We start from the raw sequence: 21718 nt of genomic DNA on the forward strand, positions 1-21718 counted from the left end.
GGGGACCCTGACGGGCGGCCGCGACGAACAGACACGCGCTCCTGTGCGTGTGGGGGGATGACTCATGACGTCGACGCCGACGGGCGCCCGGCAGAACTTCGACCCGTCACAAACCACCGAACTCAGAGTCCCGGGACACCGGACCGGCAGTTTCCGCCGGATCAAGAAGACACTTCCGAGATACGACTATGAGCACTACAGCCGTCTGGCGGGACCCCTGACCCAGCCCGCCCCGGACAAGCCGTACAAGGTCCAGTACCGCTCGCTGCTCTCCCAGGAGACGCACCGGATCCGCGCCGCGCTCATGCTGAGCGCGGCGCCGCTGCTCTCCCTGGTGCTGCTCGGCTGGCTGATGCGGCCCGCGCACTGGACCCAACGCGACTATCCCGCCTACGACTTCCTGCCCGCGCTGGACGTCGTGATGCTGGTCGCGATCGGTCTGATCGAGTTCTTCCGCTGCATGAACGTGCTGTCGAACGCGCACGCCACGCTGGTCGCCCGCGACCCGGTCCCGGTGGTGCCCGAGACCGGCACGAGAGTCGCCTTCATCACGACGTTCGTGCCCGGCAAGGAACCCCTGGAGATGGTCACCAAGACCCTGGAGGCGGCCGTACGGCTCCGTCACCGGGGTCTGCTGCATGTGTGGCTGCTCGACGAGGGCGACGACCCCGAGGTCAAGGCGGTGTGCGGGCGGCTCGGTGTACATCACTTCACCCGCAAGGGAGTTGAGCGCTGGAACCAGCCCAAGGGGCCGCACCGGGCGAAGACCAAGCACGGCAACTACAACGCCTGGCTCGAAGCGCACGGCGCCGAGTACGACTACTTCGCCTCCGTCGACACCGACCATGTGCCGCTGCCCAACTACCTGGAGCGGATGCTCGGTTTCTTCCGCGACCCGGACGTCGGCTTCGTCATCGGCCCGCAGGTGTACGGCAATTACGACACCCCGGTCACCAAGGCCGCCGAGTCGCAGCAGTTCCTCTTCCACGCCCTGATCCAGCGGGCCGGCAACCGCTATGGCTCGCCGATGTTCGTCGGGACATCAAACGCCGTACGGATCAAGGCACTTCAGCAGATCGGTGGCCTGTACGACTCGATCACCGAGGACATGGCCACCGGCTTCGAGATGCACCGCGCCAAGAACCCGGCCACCGGGAAGAGGTGGAAGTCGGTCTACACGCCGGACGTACTCGCGGTCGGCGAAGGGCCCAGCGCCTGGACGGACTTCTTCACCCAGCAGCTCCGGTGGTCGCGGGGGACGTACGAGACAATCCTCAAGCAGTACTGGAAGGGCTTCTTCTCGATGCCTCCGGGGAAGCTCTTCAACTACACCATGATGATCATCTTCTACCCGATGTCCGCCCTCAACTGGATCCTGGCCGCGCTGAGTTGCGCCCTGTTCCTGGGCCTGGGCGCATCCGGCGTGAACATCGACCCGACGGTGTGGCTGATGCTCTACGGCAACGCCTCCGCGCTCCAGATCGGCCTCTACGTCTGGAACCGGCGGCACAACGTCTCCCCGCACGAGCCCGAGGGGTCGGGCGGGGTCGCCGGCATGGTGATGTCGGCGCTGTCGGCGCCGATCTACGCCCGCTCGCTGTTCGACGCCCTGCTGCGCCGCAAGAGCAGGTTCGTGGTCACGCCCAAGGGCGACTCGGCCAGCCCCGACACGTTGTTCGGGACGTTCCGGGTGCACTGGTTCTTCATCCTGGTCTTCGGCGGCTCGCTGGTGGCCGGGTTCGAGAACGGGCACTCCCACCCGGCGATGATCACCTGGGCCACGTTCGCCCTGCTGATCACCGCCTCGCCGATCCTCGCCTGGCGGTACATGCTGCGCCAGGAGCAGAAGAAACCGCCCGTCGTCCCCACCGTCCCGCAGCAGAAGCCCGGTTGGGCGGCGGCGGGCAGCGGTGAACAGACCCTGCAGATCGCGCTGGGCGGGACGGGGGGTCGTAAGGAATGAAGGAAGCCGGCCGGCGCCGTGCCCGTCGACTCGCGATCAGCACGGTGGTCGTACTCGCCCTGGCCGGGATGAACGGACCCTGGCTGTACAGATTCGGCACCGAGAGATACCACCAGTACGTCATCAACAAGCCCGAGTACAAGGCCGACAACGGGCACTGGGACATCATCCAGTTCCCCAAGGAGTACCGGCAGGACACCATCCACGCGGCGCTGCTGCGCACCGGCAAGGTGGTGCTCATCGCCGGCTCGGGCAACGACCAGGACAACTTCGATGCCAAGAAGTTCGACACCCGGATCTGGGACCCGGTCAAGGGCACCATCAAGAAGGTTCCCACCCCGGCCGACCTGTTCTGCACGGGCCACACCCAGCTCGCCAATGGCAATCTGCTGATCGCGGGCGGCACCAAGAAGTACGAGAAGCTCAAGGGCGACGTCAAGAAGGCCGGCGGCGTCATGATCCTCTACAACGAGAACCCCGACAAACCGATGACCCTGCCCCAGGGCACGAGGTTCACCGGCAAGGCGAACGGCAAGTCGTTCGTGTCCACGGACTCGGTGCTCATCCCGCGCGCGACCAAGGTGTTCGACAAGAAGACCGGCAAGTTCCTGCGGAACAACCCCGGTTACGCCCGGGTCGTCGTGGAGGCGCCCAAGGAGGGCGTCACGTACGAGACCGGCGCCCAGGACAACTACCGCGTCCAGGGGCTGACCGGCGCCGACGAGCGCAACACGTACGGCATCGGGAACAAGTTCGGCCTCGACAAAAGGGACTTCGAGGGGATCAAGAACGCCTACGAGTTCGATCCGATCGCCGAGAAGTACATCAAGGTCGATCCGATGAACGAGGCCCGCTGGTATCCGACGCTCACGACCCTGAGCGACGGGAAGATCCTCAGCGTCTCCGGGCTCGACGACATCGGGCAGTTGGTGCCGGGCAAGAACGAGGTCTTCGACCCGGCCACCAAGAAGTGGACGTACACGAAGACGAAGCGGCAGTTCCCGACGTATCCGGCGCTGTTCCTGACGGAGAACGGGAAGCTCTTCTACTCGGGATCGAATGCCGGGTACGGGCCGGACAACGTGGGCCGGGATCCCGGGATCTGGGACGTCGACACCAACCGGTTCACCAAGGTGCCGGGCCTCAGCGATCCGAAGATGCTGGAGACCTCGGCGACCGTGCTGTTGCCTCCGGCGCAGGACGAGAAGTACATGGTGATCGGGGGCGGCGGGGTCGGGGAGTCGAAGCTGTCGACCGCCAAGACCCGGCTGGTCGATCTGAAGGACGCCAACCCCCGTTTCGTGGACGGGCCTTCGCTGGAGAAGGGGACCCGGTATCCGCAGACATCTGTCCTGCCCGACGACACGGTGCTGGTGTCGGGCGGGTCCGAGGACTATCGGGGGCGCGGTGACTCCGACATTCTCCAGGCGCGGCTCTACCACCCGGACACGAACACCTTCGAGGAGGTCGCCGATCCGCTGGTGGGGCGGAACTACCACTCCGGGTCGATCCTGCTGCCGGACGGGCGGGTGATGTTCTTCGGGTCCAATCCCTTGTACGCGGACAAGGCGAACACGAAGCCGGGGGTTTTCGAGCAGCGGATCGAGATCTACACCCCGCCCTATCTGTACCGGGATTCGCGGCCCGATCTGTCCGGCGGGCCGGCGAGCATCGCGCTCGGGGCTTCGGGGACGTTCACCTCGCAGCACGCGTCGTCCATCAAGAAGGTGCGGTTGATCCGGCCCAGCGCGTCCACGCATGTCACGGATGTGGATCAGCGGTCGATCGCGCTGGACTTCAAGACCTCGGGCGACAAGGTCACGGTGACGGTGCCGAAGGACCGGAACCTGGTGCAGGCGGGGTGGTACATGCTGTTCGTGGACGACGACCAGGGGACACCGAGCAAGGCAGTGTGGGTCGAAGTCCCCTGATCACTCGCTGGACTTGGCGAGGGCCAGTGCGTAACTCGCCCACCACTGGCCCGCCTTGGGGCCGCCCTTGCACGTGCCGTCCGACTCCCCCGGGCGCTTGACCCACAGGTAGGCGTCCACCAGGGGGTCGGCGGTCTTCGTCGTCGGGGTCTCGCCCAGGGACCTGCCCGGGGGGTTGCACCAGTTCTCGTCGGCGTCGCCGGCCGTGTACGGCCCTTTGCCGTTGCGGCTGGTGTCGATGACGAAGTGCTTGCCGCCGACCTTCGCGGAGAGCTGTTTGCCGTACGCGATGGAGTCCTGGGTGGAGTAGAAGTTGGAGACGTTCACCGCGAAGCCGTCGGCCTTGGCGATGCCCGCTCGCTGGAGGGGCTGGTAGATCTCGTCGGGGTGGCCCCAGCCGGCGTTCCCCGCGTCGAGGTAGACCTTCGTGTTCTTCAGGGACTTGAGCTTGCCGATGGCGTAGTTCAGGAGGTCGTAGCGCTCGTCCTGGTACTCGGCCGGGGTGCAGCCGTCCACCAGGTGGAGCAGGGCGTCCGGTTCGAGGATCACCGTGGCGGAGCGGTCGGCGATGCCCTGGGCGACGGCGTCGAGCCAGGCGCGGTAGGAGTCGCCGTCGCCCGCGCCGCCCTGGGAGTACTGGCCGCAGTCGCGGTGCGGGATGTCGTAGAGGACGAGGAGCGCGGTGCGGCCTGCCTTGTCGGCGGCCTCGGTGAAGCCCTGGGCCTCCGCCTTGGGGTTCTCGGGGCCGATCCACTCGCCGGTCGGCTGCTCGGCGATCTTCCTGATCTGCGCCGCTTCGGCGGTCTTGCCGGCCTTGGCGTAGGCGGCGACCTGCCGGGCCGCGTTGGTTTCCGGGTTGACCCAGATCGGGTCGGCCCCCGTGGGCCGCTGGCTGATCTTCGCGTCCGCGTCCGGCGTCTTGTCCCCGCCCCCCGAGGAGGAACACCCCGCGAGCAGCAGCGCGACCCCCAGGACCAGCGCCGACGTCCGTGTGCCGATGGGAACCGGGGTCCCCTGGCTGCCGTACATCCAACTCCCCCTTGGCTGTACCGATCCAAGGCTCAATCGTGACATAGGTGGCGTGCCGCCCACGAGAACGCCCGGGGTGTTGTCGGCGGGCTGTTACACCCCGGCACCGCGGACGTTGGAACCGTGAACCACCTGTGCATATGACAGGGAGCTACCACACCGGGACATGGCGTCATCCGCCCTCTAGGCCCGGGCGCTCATTCGTTCTACAGTCGTCTCGAACGATCCCCGCCCCGGGTCGTTCCACACCCTCCACCACGGTGTTTCCCAAGCCTCCCGCGCCGTCCGCCGGGTTACTCCCGCAGCCCGTGCGCGCGCGGTCGAGGACCAGCCCGGTCGGCGATCTCGGGGGGAGCGGGTCGTCGGCCGGGCAAGGTGGTGTCGGAGTCAGAGGCCGGTTCCGGTGAGGTAGGCGGAGACGACCACGTTCGCGGTGTAGCTGCCGTCGGCGCGGTCGAAGGTGCCGCCGCAGGTGATCAGGCGCAGTTCGGCGCGGCCCGACTTCCGGGTGCCGTAAGCCTGTTGGGCGTCGAAGTGGTCGCGGCTCAGGACGCGTACGTCGTCGACGGTGAACTCGGCGACCTTGCCGTCGTCGCGGATGACGCGGATGACGCGGCCCGGGCCCAGTGTGCTGAGCTTGTAGAAGACGGCGGGCCGGGTCTCGGTGTCGACGTGCCCGACCAGCAGCGCGGTCCCGGCGGCCCCGGGCCGCACCCCGCTTCCGTACCAGCCGACCACGCCCGGCTGGTCGAACGGCGGTGGATCGATCGCGCCCTGCGCGTCGAGCGGGCGGGCCACCACCGGTGCCTGCACGGCCAGTTGGGGGATGTCGATGCGCTGGGGCAGCGCATCCCCCAACGGCTTGGCGGCGGGCGGCAGTTCGGCCCCGGGGGGCCGTCCGACCGCCGCCACGTCACCGGTGGTGGGCCCGGCTGTGCCCTGCCGTATGTCGGTCAGGTCCTGCCCCCACAGCCAGAGCCCGGACAACAGCACGGCCCAGGCCACACCGGTCAGCAGACGACCCGTGCCGGAGGAGCCCTCGTGCTCGGTGGGGCGGTCGTGATCGAACATGGCGGGTCAGTCCGTCCTGCGGCTCCGGCGGGCGCCGCGCAGCACGATGACGGTCGCCGCGGCGACACCGGCCAGCAGCAGCCCGACCACCGCGTGCCCCGTACCGGGGCCGGCCGCGCGGACGTCCACGGCGTCCGCGGCGGAGGACAGGTGTGCCGTACCGCCGCCGCCCGCGTGCACGGCGGCGACCGGCGAGGCGGGGGTGACGGGGGCCGAGGGGGGCGCCGACGGCGACTGGGGCGCCTCTCCTACGACCCTGATCGCGCCCTTCACCGTGACGCTGCCGCAGGTGATCTTCACGTCGTAGCTGCCCGGCTCCAGCGAGCCGCGCACCCGGGTCTCACCGGAAAGGGTGCCGGCCGCGCCGACCAGTTGGGCGTCGGCGACGAACGCGGCGGACGCCGCCGAGCCCGTCGTACCGGCACAGCCGCTGATCTTGAGGGCGACATCGGCGCCGGGGGCCGGGGAGGCGGGGGTCACCGTGACAGCGCCTCCGTCCGCCGCGTACGCCGTCGGGGTGAGCGCCGCGAGGACCGCCGCACCTGCACAGAGAGTGATTTTCAGTGAGCCCATCGTGAACCTCCAGATATCTGGAGACTCCTCCTCGGCACCCGCCCGCGCATCCCTGGCGGCGCCCGATTGGGCCGAACGGGGGACGTGGTACCGCGAGTGCATAGCATGGTCACCACACATGCCCGCGTACCGCAGCAGGAGTGCCCGCCCATGACAGAGCGCAAGCCCATCGAATCGTGGCTCACCGACATGGACGGGGTGCTGATGCACGAGGGCATTCCCGTGCCCGGCGCGGACGCCTTCATCAAGAAGCTGCGGGAGACCGGACGTCCGTTCCTGGTCCTCACCAACAACTCGATCTACACGGCGCGCGACCTGCACGCCCGGCTGAACCGCATCGGCCTCGAAGTGCCGGTGGAGAACATCTGGACCTCGGCCCTGGCCACCGCCGCCTTCCTGGACATCCAGCACCCCGGCGGCACCGCCTATGTGATCGGCGAGGCCGGCCTGACGACGGCGCTGCACGACGCCGGATACGTACTGACCGACGTGGACCCCGACTTCGTGATCCTGGGCGAGACCCGGACCTACTCGTTCGAGGCGCTGACCAAGGCGATCCGGCTGATCAACAACGGGGCCCGGTTCATCGCCACCAACCCCGACAACACCGGCCCCTCCCCCGAGGGCGCCCTCCCCGCGACCGGCTCGGTCGCCGCGCTGATCACCAAGGCCACCGGCAAGGAGCCGTACTTCGTCGGCAAGCCGAACCCCCTGATGATGCGCAGCGCGCTGAACACCATCGGCGCGCACTCGGAGACCAGCGCGATGATCGGCGACCGCATGGACACGGATGTCCTGGCCGGTCTCGAGGCCGGGATGGAGACCTTCCTCGTGCTGACCGGGCTGACGACCAAGGACGACCTCGACCGCTACCCCTACCGCCCCACGAAGGTCGTGGACTCCATCGCGGACATCGTCGACCTGGTCTGACACAGGCAGTCCAGGGTCGTCAACTGCCCCACCCCGTCCAGGACTTGGGTCGCCCCGGCCGACCGCAGCGCGTCCGCGTCGCGCGCGCCGGTGAGGACACCGGCGACCAGGCCCGCTCCCGCGCGGACGGCGCTGAGCATGTCGTAGGACGTGTCACCGACGACGGCGACCTGGTCGACGGCTTCGGCGGCGCCCGTCCGCAGGAACGCGGTGAGGATCATGTCGTCAACACGACCGTGAGACCTTGGGACTTGAGGAGTTCGATGGTCTCGCGCGCACCGGGGAGGGCCGCGACACGTGGTCCAGCATCAGAGGTCGCGCTCGGTGGGGATCAGGCCGCCCTCCCCCAACTCGTCGAGGAGCGCGGCGATTTGGGCCTTCACCGCGTAGTACTTGGGGATACGGCCGTGCTCCGGGATGCCGGAGCGGACGGGGGCGCCGGGGACCTGGTCATTCGGACAGTCCACGCGGAGATCGTCGCAGAAGTGACGGCCCGCGCTATCGGCGCCTCCGGGTCAGCAGCAGGGCGCCGGCGGTGACGAGGACGGCGGAGACGGCGGCGAGGACGAGGTGTGCGGTGCCGATTCCGGTGCGGGCGAGTTCGTCGGCGAAGGAGAAGTCTTCGGCGGGGGTGGTGGAGGGAGACGGGGTGGCCGCGGAGGCGGTGGGGGTGGGGGTGGTGGCGGTATCGGACGACGCGGCCGGATCGGCTTCCACGTCGAACCGGTAGTCGTTCGACTGTCCGACCCAGTCGCCGTCGTCGGCATGGCGTTGTACGACGGCCGCGTTGGCGGTGATCTCGTTCGCCACGGCGTCGGGGGCGAGCGCGAGACGCACCTTCACGGTGAGGGTCTTGCCGGGCTCGACGGTGAACCCCGGCAAGCCGTCGTCGAAGGCGCCGACGAGTTCGGCCTCGTCGGTCCTGGCGAAGTGCACGGGGTGCGGGCGCGGATGGGTGCCGTCGTAGAAGTCGAGCCTGGGCTGGGCGGGTTTCAGCGCGCGCCGCTCGTCGACGAGGACGACGACCGGGTGGATCTCGGTGCAGCGGCGGGCGGTGGTGTTGGTGAGGTCGAGATACCAGGTGCCGTAGCCGCCACCGGCGTCGTAGCTGTCGGGACCGTCGTGGATCCGGGTGGTGAGGGGGAAGGCGCGGGCGCCGGGGGCGGCGCAGTCGGGGGTGCGGTCCGCCGCGTGCGCCGAGGTCGTGAGCGTAGGGATGAGGAGAAGGGGGGCGGCTGCGGCGAGGCAGAGGGACAGGGGCTGGAGGCGTGGTCTCAGGGGCAGTCGCATAAACACATGAGCGTGCAGGACAGGGGCCGCGGATCGGGGGTGACGTGCCGGTCGCGGGCCGCGAATGGCTCGAACGGGGGTGGGGGGACGCCTGTTCGGCGGAGGGGCTCCTCGTTCCACGGGTCGCGTACGACCACCTAGCCGTCCGCCCGCCCGAACAGCGGTCCCAGCAACAGCTGCGCCGCCCCCACCGCAACCCCCCGCACCCCGCCGGAGGCAACCCGTACCGGTACGGCGGCCTCGCGGGTGCCCTCACGGTGGGCGTGTTCGATGAGGACGGCGGCGACTCCGTGTACGAAGGGCTCCGGGTCGGCGGCGACAGTGCGGCCGCCCAGCAGGACGAGGTCGATGTCGAGCAGGCCCACGAGGTTCGCGGCGCCCGTGCCGAGCACCCGCGCCGCCTCGGCCAGGTCGCCCCGCGCCACGGCGGCCAGGCACAGGGCCTCGATGCAGCCCCGGTTCCCGCAGTCGCAGGGCGGCCCGTCGAGCTGGATCACCTGATGGCCGAACTCACCGGCCCCGGTCCGCGCCCCCCGGTGCACACCCCCACCGATCACCAGCCCGGCCCCGAGCCCCGTCCCGAGATGCAGATAGGCGAACGACCCGCCCTCCCCACCCACGGCCAGCCCCAGCGCGGCCGCATTGGTGTCCTTGTCGACCACGACCGGCATCCCGAGCCGCCCCGCGAGCGCGTCCCGCAATGGGAACCCGTCCCACTCGGGGAAGCCGGTGACACGGTGCAGCACGCCGTGCGCGTGGTCGAGGGGGCCGGGCAGGGCTACACCTATGCCGAGGAGGTGGCCGGGAGTGGGGAGAGGGGCGGACCCGGGACGCGCGCCCGCCGCACCGGCGACCTCCGGCACCAGGCCCTCCACCTCACGAGCCACCGCCTCCACGACTACCCCGCCCCCCGCCCCCAGATCCAGCGAAGCGCCCCGCTCCCCCACCACCGTGCCGGTGAGGTCCACGAGCACCACCCGCAGTTCGTCGCGGTCCAGGTGTACCCCGACCGCGTGGCCGGCCTCCGGTACCAGGCGCAGTACCGTGCGCGGCTTGCCGCCGGTGGAGGCGCGGCGGCCCGCTTCCGTGGCGAGACCGGACTCGCGCAGGCGGGCCGTGATCTTGCTGACGGCCTGGGGAGTGAGGCCGGTGCGCTCGGCGATTTCGAGGCGGCTTATCCCGTCCGCGCCGGCCCTCCGCAGCAGGTCGAGGACCAGCGCGGCGTTGTGACTGCGGACGGCGAGCAGATTCGCACCCACCGCACCCGCACCCGTGCCACTCCCGGTTCCGCCGCGCGCCCGCGCACTCGCACTGTTCACACCCCCATTGTCCCCACCACTTGCACTTTGGCAACAGCGTTGCCAAAGTGGACGGCATGACTGGACGCACGACTCGCACACCCCTCCGCGTCGGCCTCGTCGGCTACGGCCTCGCCGGCTCCGTCTTCCACGCCCCGCTGATCGCCGCCACCGAGGGCCTCGCGCTCGACACGGTCGTCACCTCGAACCCGGAGCGGCAGGAACAGGCCCGCGCGGAGTTCCCGGACATCCGCCTCGCCGCGAGCCCGGACGAGCTGTTCGACCGCGCCGACGACCTCGACCTGATCGTCGTCGCGTCCCCGAACAAGACGCACGTCACGCTCGCGACCACCGCCCTCAAGGCCGGCCTGCCGGTCGTCGTGGACAAGCCGATCGCCGGCACCGCGGCCGAGGCCCGCGCCCTCGCCTCGCTCGCCGAGGAGCACTCCCTCCTCCTCTCCGTCTTCCAGAACCGCCGCTGGGACAACGACTTCCTGACCCTGCGCAAGCTCCTCGCCGAGGGCGAGTTGGGCGACGTATGGCGCTTCGAGTCCCGGTTCGAGCGCTGGCGCCCGCAGCCCAAGGGCGGCTGGCGCGAGTCCGGCGACCCGGCGGAGATCGGCGGCCTGCTCTACGACCTCGGCAGCCATGTCGTGGACCAGGCGCTGGCCCTCTTCGGACCGGCCGCCTCGGTGTACGCCGAGTCGGACATCCGCCGCCCGGGCGCGGAGGCGGACGACGACACGTTCATCGCGATCACCCACACGAACGGCGTCCGCTCGCACCTGTACGTCTCCGCGACCACCGCCCAACTCGGCCCCCGTTTCCGGGTGTTGGGCTCCAAGGCGGGCTATGTGAAGTACGGCCTCGACCCCCAGGAGGCGGATCTGCGGGACGGAAAGCGCCCCGGGCCCGGCTGGGGTGAGGAACCCGAGTCCCTCTACGGCCGGGTCGGCGCCGGCGAGTCCCCCCTCACCGGAGGTGGCCGCCCCGAGCCGACCGTCCCCGGCGACTACCCCGCCTACTACGCGGCCGTCGCCGCCGCCCTCCGTGACGGCGCCCCCAACCCGGTGACCGCCCTGGAGGCGGCCGCCGCCCTCGACGTACTGGAAGCCGCGCGCCGCAGCGCCCGCGACGGAGTGACGGTGACCCTGTGACCCAGAACAAGCCGACCCATCACCAGTCGAACCAGCACAAGCCCGCGATCACCCAGCGGATCGCCCCGGAGCTCACCCCGACCGTGGAGGAACTGGAAGCGCAGGAACGCCGCCTGGTGTTCCGGCAGTTCACCTACGACGACGCCTGGGCGCTGGGTTCGCTCCTCGTGGAACTCGCCCGCGAGAGCCAGGCCCCGGTCGCCATCGACATCCGCCGCGCCGGTCAGCAACTGTTCCACGCGGCACTGCCGGGCTCGTCCCCCGACAACGACGCGTGGATCGACCGCAAGCGCAGGGTCGTCGAGCGTTTCGGCGCGGCCTCCTACCTGGTCGGCACCCGCTTCCGCGCCAAGGGCAGCACCTTCGAGGAGTCCTCCCGCCTCGACCCCGACGAGTACGCGGCACACGGCGGCTCGTTCCCGATCACGGTCGAGGGCGTGGGGGTGATCGGCACGGTGACGGTCAGCGGACTGCCCCAGTTGCAGGACCACCGCTTCGTCGTGGCGGCGCTGGAGCAGTTCCTGGACGACGACCAGAAGAAGTGACCGGCGCCCGGAATTAACCAGCGGCTCCCTCCGGTTGGGACTCTCCGACACGTCCGACACCGGAGGGAACGGGACCGATGAGCAGCGCCCTGAAGGAAACGGTCGGCCGGTACGGCATCTGGAGCGTGGGGCTGCGCTCCGAAGAGCCGTCCCGGCGCGGCGAGTTGGCGGAGGCCACCGCCGAGCTGGAGCAACTCGGCTACGGAGCGGTCTGGTTGGGCGGCAGCAGCGCAGCCCGACACGCCGTGCCGCTCCTCGGGGCGACCTCGCGCATCGCCGTCGGCACCAGCATCCAGAGCAATCTGGCAGTACCCGGCGGACGAGAGCGCGGCGAGCTTCGCCGAACTGGAGCGGGCCCACCCGGGCCGCTTCCTGCTCGGCCTCGGGGTGGCCCACGCCATCAACACGGCGGAGTACCGTCGCCCCTACTCGGCCCTGGTCGCCTATCTGGACGCCCTGGACACGGCCGGAGTACCCGCGGGGCGACGTCTCCTCGCCGCTCTCGGCCCGAAGACGGTGGAGCTGGCCCGGGACCGCGCGGCGGGCTCTATCCCGTACCTGGTGACAACGGAGCACACGCGGCGGTCCCGCGAGATCCTGGGCGAAACCTCGCTGCTGGCCCCGGAGTTGAAGGTGGTCCTGGAGTCGGACCCGACCCGCGCCCGCACCCTGGCCCGCGAGGCTCTCGCCCCCTACCTCGCCATGCCGAACTACACCAACAACTTCCTGCGCAACGGCTTCGCCGAGGCCGATCTCACGGACGGCGGCAGCGACCGGCTGATCGACGCCGTGTTCGCGTGGGGCGAGGAGACCCGGATCCGGGCCCGGATCGAGGAGTACCTCGACGCGGGCGCGGACCACGTGGCGCTCCAGGTGGTGGACGGTGCCTCACGCGAGACACTCCCGCGCGAGGCCTGGCGCCGACTGGCCGCGCTGCTCAGCTAGTCGGGGTCACGCGTCCTTCAACTCCTGCCGCTGACGCCCCAACCCGGAGATCTCCAGCTCCACCACATCCCCGGCCCTCAGGAACGGCTTCGGCTCGGGCTGCCCCAGCGCGACGCCCGCCGGCGTGCCGGTGTTGATGACGTCACCGGGGTACAGGGTCATGAACTGGCTGACGTAGCGCACGACTTCGGCGACCGGGAAGATCTGCTCGGCGGTGGTGCCGTCCTGCTTCAGCTCGCCGTTGACCCAGAGCTTCAGCGAGAGGGCCTGCGGGTCGGGCACCTCGTCGGACGTCACCAGCCACGGCCCGAGCGGGTTGAACGTCTCGCAGTTCTTGCCCTTGTCCCAGGTCCCGCCCCGCTCGATCTGGAACTCCCGCTCGGACACGTCGTGCGCCACCGCGTACCCGGCGACATGCGCGAGCGCCTCCTCGTGCGAGGACAGATAGCGGGCCGTACGTCCGATGACTACCGCCAGTTCGACCTCCCAGTCGGTCTTCACCGACCGGCGGGGGACGAGCACGGTGTCGTACGGCCCGACGACCGTGTCCGCCGCCTTGAAGAAGATGACCGGCTCGGCGGGCGGCTCGGCGCCGGTCTCGCGGGCGTGGTCGTGGTAGTTCAGCCCGATGCACACGACCTTGCCGATCCCGGCCAGCGGCGGCCCGATCCGCAGCCCGTCGGCGTCCAGCGCGGGCAGGTCCCCGGCGTCGGCGGCGGCCCGGATCCGGCCGAGCGCGGCGGTGTCGGCCAGCAGCGGTCCGTCGATGTCGGGGACGAGGCCGGACAGGTCCCGCAGGGTCCCCTCGGCGTCGAGCAGCGCGGGCCGCTCCGCCCCCGCCGTACCGACTCGCAGCAGCTTCATGTTCACCATCTCCATCGATCGTGCGGGCCGTCGACCGACGGGTGCAGCCATCGGAGGACTGGTCGATCCTCCAAGCTCACGGTCCAGTCCGCAATACCCGGTTCACGGACTGGACCGTCACCGTGCCGCTCAGCTGTACAGCAGGGCCCGCTCGACCGCGCTCCAGGCCGTGCTGGTCACCACGTAGAGGGCGGCGGCGAGCGGCACCACGGACACGGTGACGAGGGTGAGGAAGGACGCGAACGGCAGCACCCGGCCGATCGCGCCGCCGTCGACGACCGTCCGCCGGGCACGGACGCAGGTGAAGGTCGCGACCGCGGCGACGACGAGGAACAGGCCGACGTAGACGAGCCCGGCCGGCCCGAACACCCCGTCCCCGGCGAGCGCGTCGGCCCACCGTCCGCCGAGGGGCGCGGCGAACAGTCGGTGGGAGAGCAGGCCGTCACCGCCACCGGAGAACAGGCGGTAGAGCAGGAAGAACGCCGGGAGTTGGAGCAGGCTGGGCAACAGTCCGGACAGCGGTGACACCTTCGCGTCGGCGTGCAACTCCAGTACGGCCGCCCGCAGTTTTTCGGGCTGCTTCGCGTACCGCTTCTGCAACTCGACGACCTGCGGCCGGAGTTGCGCCCGCTCCCGCTGTCCGCGCGCCGCGGCCCGGGACAGGGGATGGACGAGGAGTCGTACCAGAGCGGTGAACAGGACGATCGCCGCGGCGACCGCGGACGGGCCGAACAACGGGTGGAGCAGGTCGGCGAGTTGACCGACGACGTGGGTGAGAACGGACATGGGTGAGCCCTCCGTGGGTCTCGTCGTGCCGGAGTGGGGCATGGCGATGTGACGACCCGCGCGGGAACGCGTTACGCGGTGGTCGTCCGGAGGGCGTGTCCGGGTGCTCGGGGGCGTGGCCGGCCCGAGGCGTCGGGGTCGCGCTGCGGCAGGAAGGCCGTACGGCGGGCGCGGTCGCGGATGGCCGTACGGACCCGGGTGGGCGGTACGGCGGGCGCGGAGCGCGAGGTGAGGAGGGCGGAGAGGGCGAGGGCGGTGCCGGTCGCGGCGAGCGCGACGGTGGCCGGGAGGCTGCCGGTGTCCGCCAGCACGAGCGGGAGCAGCAGCAGGAGAAGCAGCGCGGCGGCGCGACCACGGATCATCGGCTGCCCCTCCCCCTCGGTCAACTGCCGTTCTCGTACTGACCGTTATACCTGATCGGCTACGCCGGGTCGGTCTCGATCGGCTGGAGCAGTCGCCTCGCCTTGAGGAGGGCGCGGCTGACCGGGTCCGCGGGGTCCTGGTTGAGCGCGGCACCCGGCTCCATGAGCACGTCCCCGGCGGGGACGACGAGCCCGCAGGCGGGGCACTCGCCGTACGGGCCGAGTTCGGTGCCGCACTCCGCGTGCCGGAAGTAGCGGAGCTGGGGCTCGTCGAACTGCTCGCGGCCCCAGCGGCCGAGCGAGCGCAGTGTCGGCCACAGGGCGATCGCGCGGTCCGTCGGGACGTACTCGTCGCGCGGCGGGGACTCCTGGTACCGGCGCTTTTCGAGGATGCCCTCGGCGGTGAGCGCCTGGAGGCGGGCGGCGAGGACCGCGCGCGGGATGCCGAGGTGGACGAGGAAGTCGTTGTAGCGCCGTACGCCGTAGAGGGCGTCGCGGATGACGAGCAGCGTCCAGCGCTCGCCGACCACCTCCAGCGCCCGGGCGATCGAGCACTCCTGCGTCACGTAGTCCTTGCCCAGTGCCATGCCCTCCACCTTAGCCAGTTTTCGACATCCAGGTTCGATGAATGAACCTACAGTGCTACGGTACTCCACATGACTAGGTTCACTGAACGAACCATCGCCGAGGTTCCCGATTCCGAGACGCGGCGGGCCGCCGAGCCGCAGGCGCCGCGCCCCCGCGCCACCCTCGCCCTGACCAGCGCGGCCACCGCCGTGGCGCTGATGACGTACACCGCGCCGATGGTCACCCTCCCCGACATCGCCGCCGCCCTGCACACCCCGCTCTCCGCCCAGGCCTGGCTCCTGAACGGCACCCCGCTGGGGCTGGCCGCGCTCCTCCTGGTCGCGGGCAGCCTCGCCGACGACTACGGCCGCCGCCGGATCTTCCTCGCCGGCACCTTCGCGCTCGGCATCACCACCGCGCTGTCCGCGCTCACCTCCTCGACCTTGCTGTTCACCCTGACCCGGATCGCGCAGGGCGCGTCCAGCGCGGCGCTCCTCGCCAGCAGTCTGGGCCTGATCGTGCACGCCTTCCCGACCCCGCGCGGACGCCTGCACGCGACCGGGGTGTGGGGCGCGTTCGTCAGCGGCGGCATAGCGCTCGGCCCGCTGGTGACGGGCGCGATGCCCGACTGGCGGGTGGCCTACGGCGTGCTGGGCGCCGCCGCGCTCGTCGTGGCCGCCCTCGGCGTCCGTACGCTGACCGAGTCCCGCGCGCCACGAGGCGGACGCCCCGATCTGGCCGGAGCGGTCGCCTTCGGACTGGCCCTGGTCTCCCTCGTGGCCGCCCTGACCCTGGGCCGCGACGGCTGGCTGCGCGCACCGGTGGGCCTGCTGTTGCTGGCATCCGTGCTGCTCGTCGGCGTCTTCGCGTTGGTGGAACGCCGGGGCGCGACCCCGATGATCGACCTGGGTCTGCTGCGCCACCGCCCCTTCCTCGCCTCCTCGGCGGGCGGCCTGTTCACGGGCTTCGCGGTGATCGGCCTGTTCAGCTTCCTGCCGGCGCTGTTGCAGCAGACGCTGGGCCTGTCGGCGATGGACACGGCGTGGCTGTTCCTCCTCTGGTCCGGGCTGTCCTTCGCGGTCGCCCTCCAGGCCCGCCGCCTCGCGGGCCGCGTCTCCTCCCGGCACCAACTCGCCCTGGGTTTCCTGCTGCACGCGGCCGGCGTCCTGACGATGCTCGGCGCGCTGGACTCCGGTTCCTGGCTACGACTGCTGCCGGGCCTGGTGATCGCCGGTGTGGGCAGCGGTCTGCTGAACGCCGCGCTGCCACTGCTGTCCGTGGAGTCCGTACCGGCCGCCCGGGCCGCGATGGGCTCCGGCGCCCAGCAGACCTTCCGCTACATCGGCTCCTGCGCCGGAGTCGCCCTGACCATCGCGATCGCCACCTCGACGAGCGGCGGCCTCGCGCACGGCGCGGACATCGCGATCGCGGTGTCGGCGGGGCTCGCGGTGCTGGCGGCGGGGAGTGTGGTGGTGTTGCGGGAGCGGGCCTGAGGTTTCTACGGATTCACCGGGGCCGGGTGGAAGTGAGCGTGCCCCAGACCACCATGCGGTACTTGGAGGTGAACTCCGGGGTGCAGGTGGTGAGGGTGACGTAGTAGCCGGGGCCGCTGTAGCCGTAGGCGGCCTTGACGATCGAGCGCGGGACGGGCCGGATGACACCGGAGTCGGCGGCGGAGGTCTGCGGCAGGATCTTGTCGACGGTGTACGTGTAGGTGGCCGCGCTCGTCTCGACCTGGACGGTGTCCTTGAGCCGCAGTCGCGGCAGATACCTGAACGGTTCGCCGTGGGTGTTGCGATGCCCGGCGAGCGCGAAGTTCCCCGCCTGGCCCGGCTGTTGGGTGCCGGGGTAGTGGCCGACGTACCCCTTGTTGAGCACGTTCTTCTTGCTGACGCCCTCCGCGATCGGGACGCGGAGGTGGAGGCGGGGGATGGTGAGGATGGCGTAGGCCTGGGAGGGCCGGGGGTCGGTGCCGGTGGCCTCGGTGGTGGTGGTCCGGCGTGAACTACCGCCGGTCGTACGCGTGTTGGCCGACGGGCTACCACTGGCACCCGGTGTCGATGTCACTGTCGGCGCCGATGTCGCCCATTGCCGTTCCAGGGCCTGGACTTGATGCTCGGCGCCGCGGCGGGCCTCGCGGTTGGTCCACCACAACTGGTGGACGACGAGGAGCAGCAGGACGACCCCGGCGGTGACGAGGAACTCGCCGCCGGTCCACAGGGCGCGTCGGCGCAGCGCACGGCGTCGACGGCTGCGGTGCTGTACGACGGGGACCCGCATGGGCCGCACCATAAGGGCCGGTTAGCGAACTCACCAGAGCCGTGACGCCCGTTGACGGTGAAGGCGCGTCCGTTCGACCCTTCGTACACTGGTTTTAGAAAGGGGCCGAAAAAGGGGTGTCACGCCCCTCGACAACCTCACACACCACACCCGATGCTTCCTGGTGATGGCACGAGCTGGGGGGATGGCCGACGCCGGTGGGACGACCGGCGGTTGAGCGAATCGGGAGCAGAGATGATCCGACGCAGAACCCTGCTGGCCGCGGCGGGCGGTGGCCTTCTCGGCAGCGCCCTGGCGACCGGTACCGCACGCGCCGACGCGACGATCGCGGTCAACCCGGCGACGAAGTACGGCACTTGGGAGGGCTGGGGCACCTCGCTGGCCTGGTGGGCGAATGTCTTCGGCGCACGCGACGACTTCGCCGACATCTTCTTCACCACCAAGTCGACGACGTACAACGGCACTTCACTGCCCGGCCTGGGTCTGAACATCGCCCGCTACAACCTCGGCGCGTGCAGTTGGAACACGGTGGGCGGCGAGTCGATGGTCGCCTCCGCCAACATCCCCGCGTTCAAGCAGATCGAGGGCTACTGGCAGGACTGGAACAACGAGGACCCCACGTCCTCGGCCTGGGACTGGACGGCGGACGCGACCCAGCGGGCGATGCTGGTGAAGGCGACGGCACGCGGGGCGACGAGTGAGTTGTTCGCGAACTCGCCGATGTGGTGGATGTGCCTGAACCACAACCCGTCGGGCGCGTCCGGCGGCGGCAACAACCTCCAGTCCTGGAACTACCGCCAGCACGCCTCCCACTTGGCGGCCGTGGCCCTCTACGCGAAGAACAACTGGGGAGTGAACTTCGCGACGGTCGAGGCCTTCAACGAGCCGTCGTCGGCCTGGTGGACGGCGACCGGCACACAGGAGGGCTGCCACATGGACTCGACGGTCCAGGCCGCCGTACTCCCGTACGTCCGCAGCGAGTTGGACGCCCGCGGCCTGACGAGCACGAAGATCTCGGCGTCGGACGAGACAAGCTACGACCTGGCGCGAACGACCTGGAACTCCTTCTCGTCGACGACGAAGGGGTATGTCAACCGCGTCAACGTCCACGGCTACCAGGGCTCGGGCGGCCGTAGAGACCTGCTCTACACGGACGTGGTGACCACGGCCGGCAAGGCGCTGTGGAACTCCGAGACGGGCGACAGCGACTCCACGGGCCTGACCCTGGCGAGCAACCTGCTCTACGACTTCCGCTGGCTGCACCCCACGGCATGGACGTACTGGCAGGTCATGGACCCGTCCTCGGGCTGGGCGATGATCGCGTACGACCAGAACACGCTCACGCCCGGCGCGGTGCAGACGAAGTACTACGTGATGGCCCAGTTCAGCCGCCACATCCGCCCAGGCATGACGATCCTGGACACAGGCGTGAGCTACGCGGCGGCGGGTTACGACGCGAGCGCGAAGCGCCTGGTGATCGTCGCGGCCAACACAGGCTCCTCCTCTACGACGTTGACCTTCGACCTCTCCAAGTTCACGACGGTGGCGGGCGGTTCGAGCGGTCTGGTCCCGCGCTGGAACACGGTGACGGCCGGCGGAGGCGACCTCTACGCCTCCCACTCGGACACGTATCTGAGCGGCAAGACGGTGGCCGTGCCCTTCGCGGCGGGGGCGGTGCAGACCTTGCAGATCGACGGGGTGGTGATCTGACCGCCCAACTCGGCGGTGGTGGCGGGCGGTTCGGCCTGCTCGCCCTGGCGCTCGGCGGTTTCGGAATCGGTCTGACCGAGTTCGTGATCGCCGGGCTGCTGCCCCAGGTGGCCGGCAGCCTCGCCGTGTCGACGGCCGCGGCGGGCTGGCTGATCTCCGGCTACGCGCTGACGGTGGCGGTGGGCGCGATCGCGGTGACGGCGGCGACGGCGCGGCTGCGGTGGAAGCCGGTCCTGGTCGGCCTGGTGGCGTTGTTCGTAGCAGGCAACTTCTTGTGTGCCATCGCTCCGAACTACCCGACGATGCTCCTGGGCCGCGTGGTGGCCGCCCTCTGCCACGGCACGTTCTTCGGCATCGGCTCCCTGGTCGCCCGCCGCCTGGTCCCACCGGCGCGGGCCTCCCGCGCGGTCGCGACGATGTTCGCCGGCCTGACGGTGGCGAACGTACTCGGCGTCCCTTTCGGCGCACTGGTCGGCGAACGGTGGGGCTGGCGCGCGACGTTCTGGGCGATCACAGCTACGGGCACGGTGGCCCTGATCGCGATCGCCACCCTGGTACCGAACGTCACCGGCTCACGACCGCCCCCGCGCACCCAACTCCACGCCTTCCGCTCCCTCCAGGTCTGGCTGACCCTGACGGCCACGGCCCTCGGCTACGGCGGCATGTTCGGCGCGTTCAGCTACATCGCGTACACCTTCACCCGCGTCACGGGCTTCTCCACGACGGACGTGGCCTGGCTCCTGGTGGTCTACGGCACGGGCCTGGTCGTAGGCAACATCGCGGGCGGGAGGGGTGCGGACCATAATCGGGACGCGACCCTGATCGCGTCGCTGGCGGGCTTGGCACTCACGCTGACCGCCTTCGGCCTGCTGGCCTCCAGCTCGGTGGCCTCCGTGATCCTCGTCTTCCTCCTGGGCGTGTTCGGGTTCGCGACGGTCCCCGGGATGATCACGCGGGTGACTGATGCGGCAGGGGGCGTACCGCTGGCGGCGAGCGCGAACGTGTCCGCGTCGAACGTGGGGAACGCGGTGGGGGCGTGGCTGGGTGGCTTGGCGATCAGCGCGGGGTGGGGCTACAGGGCCCCGCTGTACGTGGGCGCGGCGATCGTGCTGGCGGGCTTGGCGGTGATGACGTACGCGGCGACGGGGGCGGCCCGGGCGACGCCGCGACTCCCCGAAAACCAGATGACGCCAAGATGACGAGAACACGAAGTCCCTCGACCTCCGCGCCTCACCCTCACCGTCGGACCTGCGGATATCTCTCCCCTTGCCTCCATCTGTGTCGGCAACGGCAGTACCGTGTCGTTCATGCGCCCCGACACGCCTGCCGAGAACGTCGACCACCCCGCCGAAGCGGCCCGCCTCGAACGGACCGCCGCCCGTTACCCCGAGGACGCCGAGGCCCTGCTCCTCCAGGCCGCGGCCCACCTGGAGCTGGCCGGCGACCGCCCCGCCGCGACCACGCTCTACGACCGCCTGCTGTCGTCGGCGGCCACCTTGGAGACCCCGCATCTGGTACGGGCCCTCAAGGCCTCGAACCTCTGGGAGTACGGCCACGAGGCCGAGGCCAGGGCCATCATCGACGGGGTCCGCACGGCCGCCCCGCGCGATCCGGCCCCGTGGGTGATCGTCGCGGAGTCGTTGGAATCCCACGACGAGCTGGAGGCGGCGCAGGAGACGTTCACGGAGGGCGCGACCCTGTTGTTGACGGACGTACCCGAGCCGCCGTACTCCACCCACCCGTTGCTGTTCGGCCGCCACCGGGTCCGCCGCATGCTGGGCGTCTCCCACGACGAGTGGGACACCCTGGCGGACACGCTGCATTCGTCGCACGCGTCACCGGTGTCCCTTGACGAGCTGCACGACCCGAAGCGGGTGTGGTCGCTGGGGTCGGACAACCCCGCGGAGCTCGAGGCCGAGATCTCGCGGCTGCGGGCGGAGCTGGGGGCGTACCGGGAGGCGTTGTCGCGTCCGTTCCCGGTGGCTGTACTGCACTGGCCCGAGGGCGAGTTGGCGGAGCTGGTGGGGGCGTACGAGTCCCTGGCGGTGGAGTACCCGTCGCATGAGGAACACCTCGCGACGATAGAGGCTTCGCTGCGCGAGCTGGCGGCTTCTGGGACGCCGAACCTTGGGATCGTCACGGGGACGGTGCCTTCTTATGAGGCGTTCGCTGCGTCCGAGGGGGCTTCGCCGGGGGACGTGGAGTTGTTGCCGCAGTATGCGACGACGCTGGCGGCGCGGGGGCGGGCTGTGGTTTGGCCGCCTCAGCGGGGGGCTTCTTGTTGGTGTGGGTCGGGCAGGGCGTATGGGGAGTGCCACGGGAGCTGAGGATTGAGCGGGACGGGGTCTGGTCCGGGCGGCGACGGTGAGCAGAGTGATCTGTCTGGCCTGCGTTCGGGATGGCCTACTGGCCTAGGT

General features: G+C 70.3%; 19 protein-coding genes and 3 pseudogenes. 10 read left to right on the top strand and 12 right to left on the bottom strand.

What is annotated here, in order from left to right:
- Nucleotides 1-64 precede the first annotated feature (64 nt).
- Both ABZT04_RS35940 and ABZT04_RS35945 read left to right on the top strand, forming a co-directional pair.
- Nucleotides 65-1963, top strand: coding sequence for a glycosyltransferase family 2 protein (locus ABZT04_RS35940; RefSeq protein WP_356061963.1), 1899 nt, complete (start codon nucleotides 65-67; stop codon nucleotides 1961-1963).
- Complete coding sequence (locus tag ABZT04_RS35945) at nucleotides 1960-3894, top strand: kelch motif-containing protein (RefSeq protein WP_356061966.1); 1935 nt, start codon at nucleotides 1960-1962, stop codon at nucleotides 3892-3894. Before ABZT04_RS35940 ends, ABZT04_RS35945 begins: the two co-directional genes overlap by 4 nt.
- On the opposite strand, the gene ABZT04_RS35950 is transcribed toward ABZT04_RS35945, so the two are convergent.
- The 3 genes from ABZT04_RS35950 to ABZT04_RS35960 form a co-directional block, all read right to left on the bottom strand.
- Entirely contained in the window at nucleotides 3895-4923 is a 1029-nt protein-coding gene (locus ABZT04_RS35950; protein ID WP_356061968.1) for a glycoside hydrolase family 6 protein, read from the bottom strand.
- Nucleotides 4924-5310: 387 nt separating this feature from the next.
- The gene (locus ABZT04_RS35955) at nucleotides 5311-5994 is read right to left on the bottom strand and encodes a class F sortase (protein ID WP_356061970.1); all 684 of its coding nucleotides are present in this window, start codon (nucleotides 5992-5994) and stop codon (nucleotides 5311-5313) included.
- A gap of 6 nt (nucleotides 5995-6000) precedes the next feature.
- Entirely contained in the window at nucleotides 6001-6567 is a 567-nt protein-coding gene (locus ABZT04_RS35960) for a hypothetical protein (protein ID WP_356061972.1), read from the bottom strand.
- 150 nt (nucleotides 6568-6717) lie between these two features.
- Between ABZT04_RS35960 and ABZT04_RS35965 the strand changes: the two genes are divergently transcribed.
- Nucleotides 6718-7497 carry an HAD-IIA family hydrolase gene (locus tag ABZT04_RS35965; RefSeq protein WP_356061975.1) on the top strand — a complete coding sequence of 260 codons (780 nt, stop codon included), beginning with the start codon at nucleotides 6718-6720 and terminating at the stop codon, nucleotides 7495-7497.
- Here ABZT04_RS35965 and ABZT04_RS35970 read toward each other — a convergent pair.
- The 4 genes and pseudogenes from ABZT04_RS35970 to ABZT04_RS35985 all read right to left on the bottom strand — a co-directional run.
- Nucleotides 7443-7807: pseudogene (locus ABZT04_RS35970) on the bottom strand (HAD hydrolase-like protein); the annotation flags it as partial. The gene ABZT04_RS35965 and the pseudogene ABZT04_RS35970 overlap by 55 nt on opposite strands.
- A 1-nt stretch (nucleotide 7808) precedes the next feature.
- Nucleotides 7809-7964: pseudogene (locus ABZT04_RS35975) on the bottom strand (GntR family transcriptional regulator); the annotation flags it as partial.
- A gap of 31 nt (nucleotides 7965-7995) precedes the next feature.
- Nucleotides 7996-8787 (bottom strand): LPXTG cell wall anchor domain-containing protein, encoded by a 792-nt coding sequence (locus ABZT04_RS35980; RefSeq protein WP_356061978.1) that lies wholly within the window; start codon nucleotides 8785-8787, stop codon nucleotides 7996-7998.
- Between the two features lie 137 nt (nucleotides 8788-8924).
- Nucleotides 8925-10046: an ROK family transcriptional regulator gene (locus ABZT04_RS35985; RefSeq protein ID WP_356062025.1), complete on the bottom strand. Its 1122-nt coding sequence runs from the start codon at nucleotides 10044-10046 to the stop codon at nucleotides 8925-8927.
- Nucleotides 10047-10162: 116 nt separating this feature from the next.
- Between ABZT04_RS35985 and ABZT04_RS35990 the strand changes: the two genes are divergently transcribed.
- The 3 genes and pseudogenes from ABZT04_RS35990 to ABZT04_RS36000 all read left to right on the top strand — a co-directional run bounded on the left by ABZT04_RS35990 (nucleotide 10163) and on the right by ABZT04_RS36000 (nucleotide 12732).
- Complete coding sequence (locus ABZT04_RS35990; protein ID WP_356061981.1) at nucleotides 10163-11242, top strand: Gfo/Idh/MocA family oxidoreductase; 1080 nt, start codon at nucleotides 10163-10165, stop codon at nucleotides 11240-11242.
- A 47-nt stretch (nucleotides 11243-11289) separates the two neighbouring features.
- Complete coding sequence (locus ABZT04_RS35995; protein WP_356062028.1) at nucleotides 11290-11787, top strand: heme-degrading domain-containing protein; 498 nt, start codon at nucleotides 11290-11292, stop codon at nucleotides 11785-11787.
- A gap of 77 nt (nucleotides 11788-11864) precedes the next feature.
- Nucleotides 11865-12732: pseudogene (locus ABZT04_RS36000) on the top strand (LLM class F420-dependent oxidoreductase).
- A 6-nt stretch (nucleotides 12733-12738) separates the two neighbouring features.
- Here the strand turns inward: ABZT04_RS36000 and ABZT04_RS36005 are convergent.
- The 4 genes from ABZT04_RS36005 to ABZT04_RS36020 form a co-directional block, all read right to left on the bottom strand.
- Complete coding sequence (locus tag ABZT04_RS36005) at nucleotides 12739-13596, bottom strand: fumarylacetoacetate hydrolase family protein (protein WP_356061984.1); 858 nt, start codon at nucleotides 13594-13596, stop codon at nucleotides 12739-12741.
- 129 nt (nucleotides 13597-13725) lie between these two features.
- Nucleotides 13726-14382, bottom strand: a complete 657-nt coding sequence (yidC, locus tag ABZT04_RS36010) for a membrane protein insertase YidC (protein WP_356061987.1) — start codon at nucleotides 14380-14382, stop codon at nucleotides 13726-13728.
- A 71-nt stretch (nucleotides 14383-14453) separates the two neighbouring features.
- On the bottom strand, nucleotides 14454-14744 hold the full coding sequence (locus ABZT04_RS36015; RefSeq protein WP_356061990.1) for a DUF6412 domain-containing protein: 291 nt from the start codon (nucleotides 14742-14744) through the stop codon (nucleotides 14454-14456).
- A 59-nt stretch (nucleotides 14745-14803) separates the two neighbouring features.
- On the bottom strand, nucleotides 14804-15331 hold the full coding sequence (locus ABZT04_RS36020) for a helix-turn-helix domain-containing protein (RefSeq protein ID WP_356061993.1): 528 nt from the start codon (nucleotides 15329-15331) through the stop codon (nucleotides 14804-14806).
- Nucleotides 15332-15400: 69 nt separating this feature from the next.
- On the opposite strand from ABZT04_RS36020, the gene ABZT04_RS36025 reads away from it, so the two are divergent.
- Nucleotides 15401-16804 (top strand): MFS transporter, encoded by a 1404-nt coding sequence (locus ABZT04_RS36025; protein WP_356061996.1) that lies wholly within the window; start codon nucleotides 15401-15403, stop codon nucleotides 16802-16804.
- Between the two features lie 13 nt (nucleotides 16805-16817).
- Here ABZT04_RS36025 and ABZT04_RS36030 read toward each other — a convergent pair whose 3' ends face one another.
- Nucleotides 16818-17591: a class E sortase gene (locus ABZT04_RS36030; RefSeq protein WP_356061999.1), complete on the bottom strand. Its 774-nt coding sequence runs from the start codon at nucleotides 17589-17591 to the stop codon at nucleotides 16818-16820.
- Between the two features lie 234 nt (nucleotides 17592-17825).
- On the opposite strand from ABZT04_RS36030, the gene ABZT04_RS36035 reads away from it, so the two are divergent.
- The 3 genes from ABZT04_RS36035 to ABZT04_RS36045 all read left to right on the top strand — a co-directional run bounded on the left by ABZT04_RS36035 (nucleotide 17826) and on the right by ABZT04_RS36045 (nucleotide 21628).
- Nucleotides 17826-19301 (top strand): beta-1,6-galactanase, encoded by a 1476-nt coding sequence (locus tag ABZT04_RS36035; RefSeq protein ID WP_356062002.1) that lies wholly within the window; start codon nucleotides 17826-17828, stop codon nucleotides 19299-19301.
- Nucleotides 19302-19336: 35 nt separating this feature from the next.
- Nucleotides 19337-20500, top strand: a complete 1164-nt coding sequence (locus ABZT04_RS36040) for an MFS transporter (protein ID WP_356062030.1) — start codon at nucleotides 19337-19339, stop codon at nucleotides 20498-20500.
- Between the two features lie 108 nt (nucleotides 20501-20608).
- Complete coding sequence (locus ABZT04_RS36045; RefSeq protein WP_356062005.1) at nucleotides 20609-21628, top strand: SEC-C domain-containing protein; 1020 nt, start codon at nucleotides 20609-20611, stop codon at nucleotides 21626-21628.
- Nucleotides 21629-21718: the final 90 nt, after the last annotated feature.

It is taken from the genome of Streptomyces sp. NPDC005492, from assembly GCF_040605995.1.
Classification (GTDB): Bacteria; Actinomycetota; Actinomycetes; order Streptomycetales; family Streptomycetaceae; genus Streptomyces.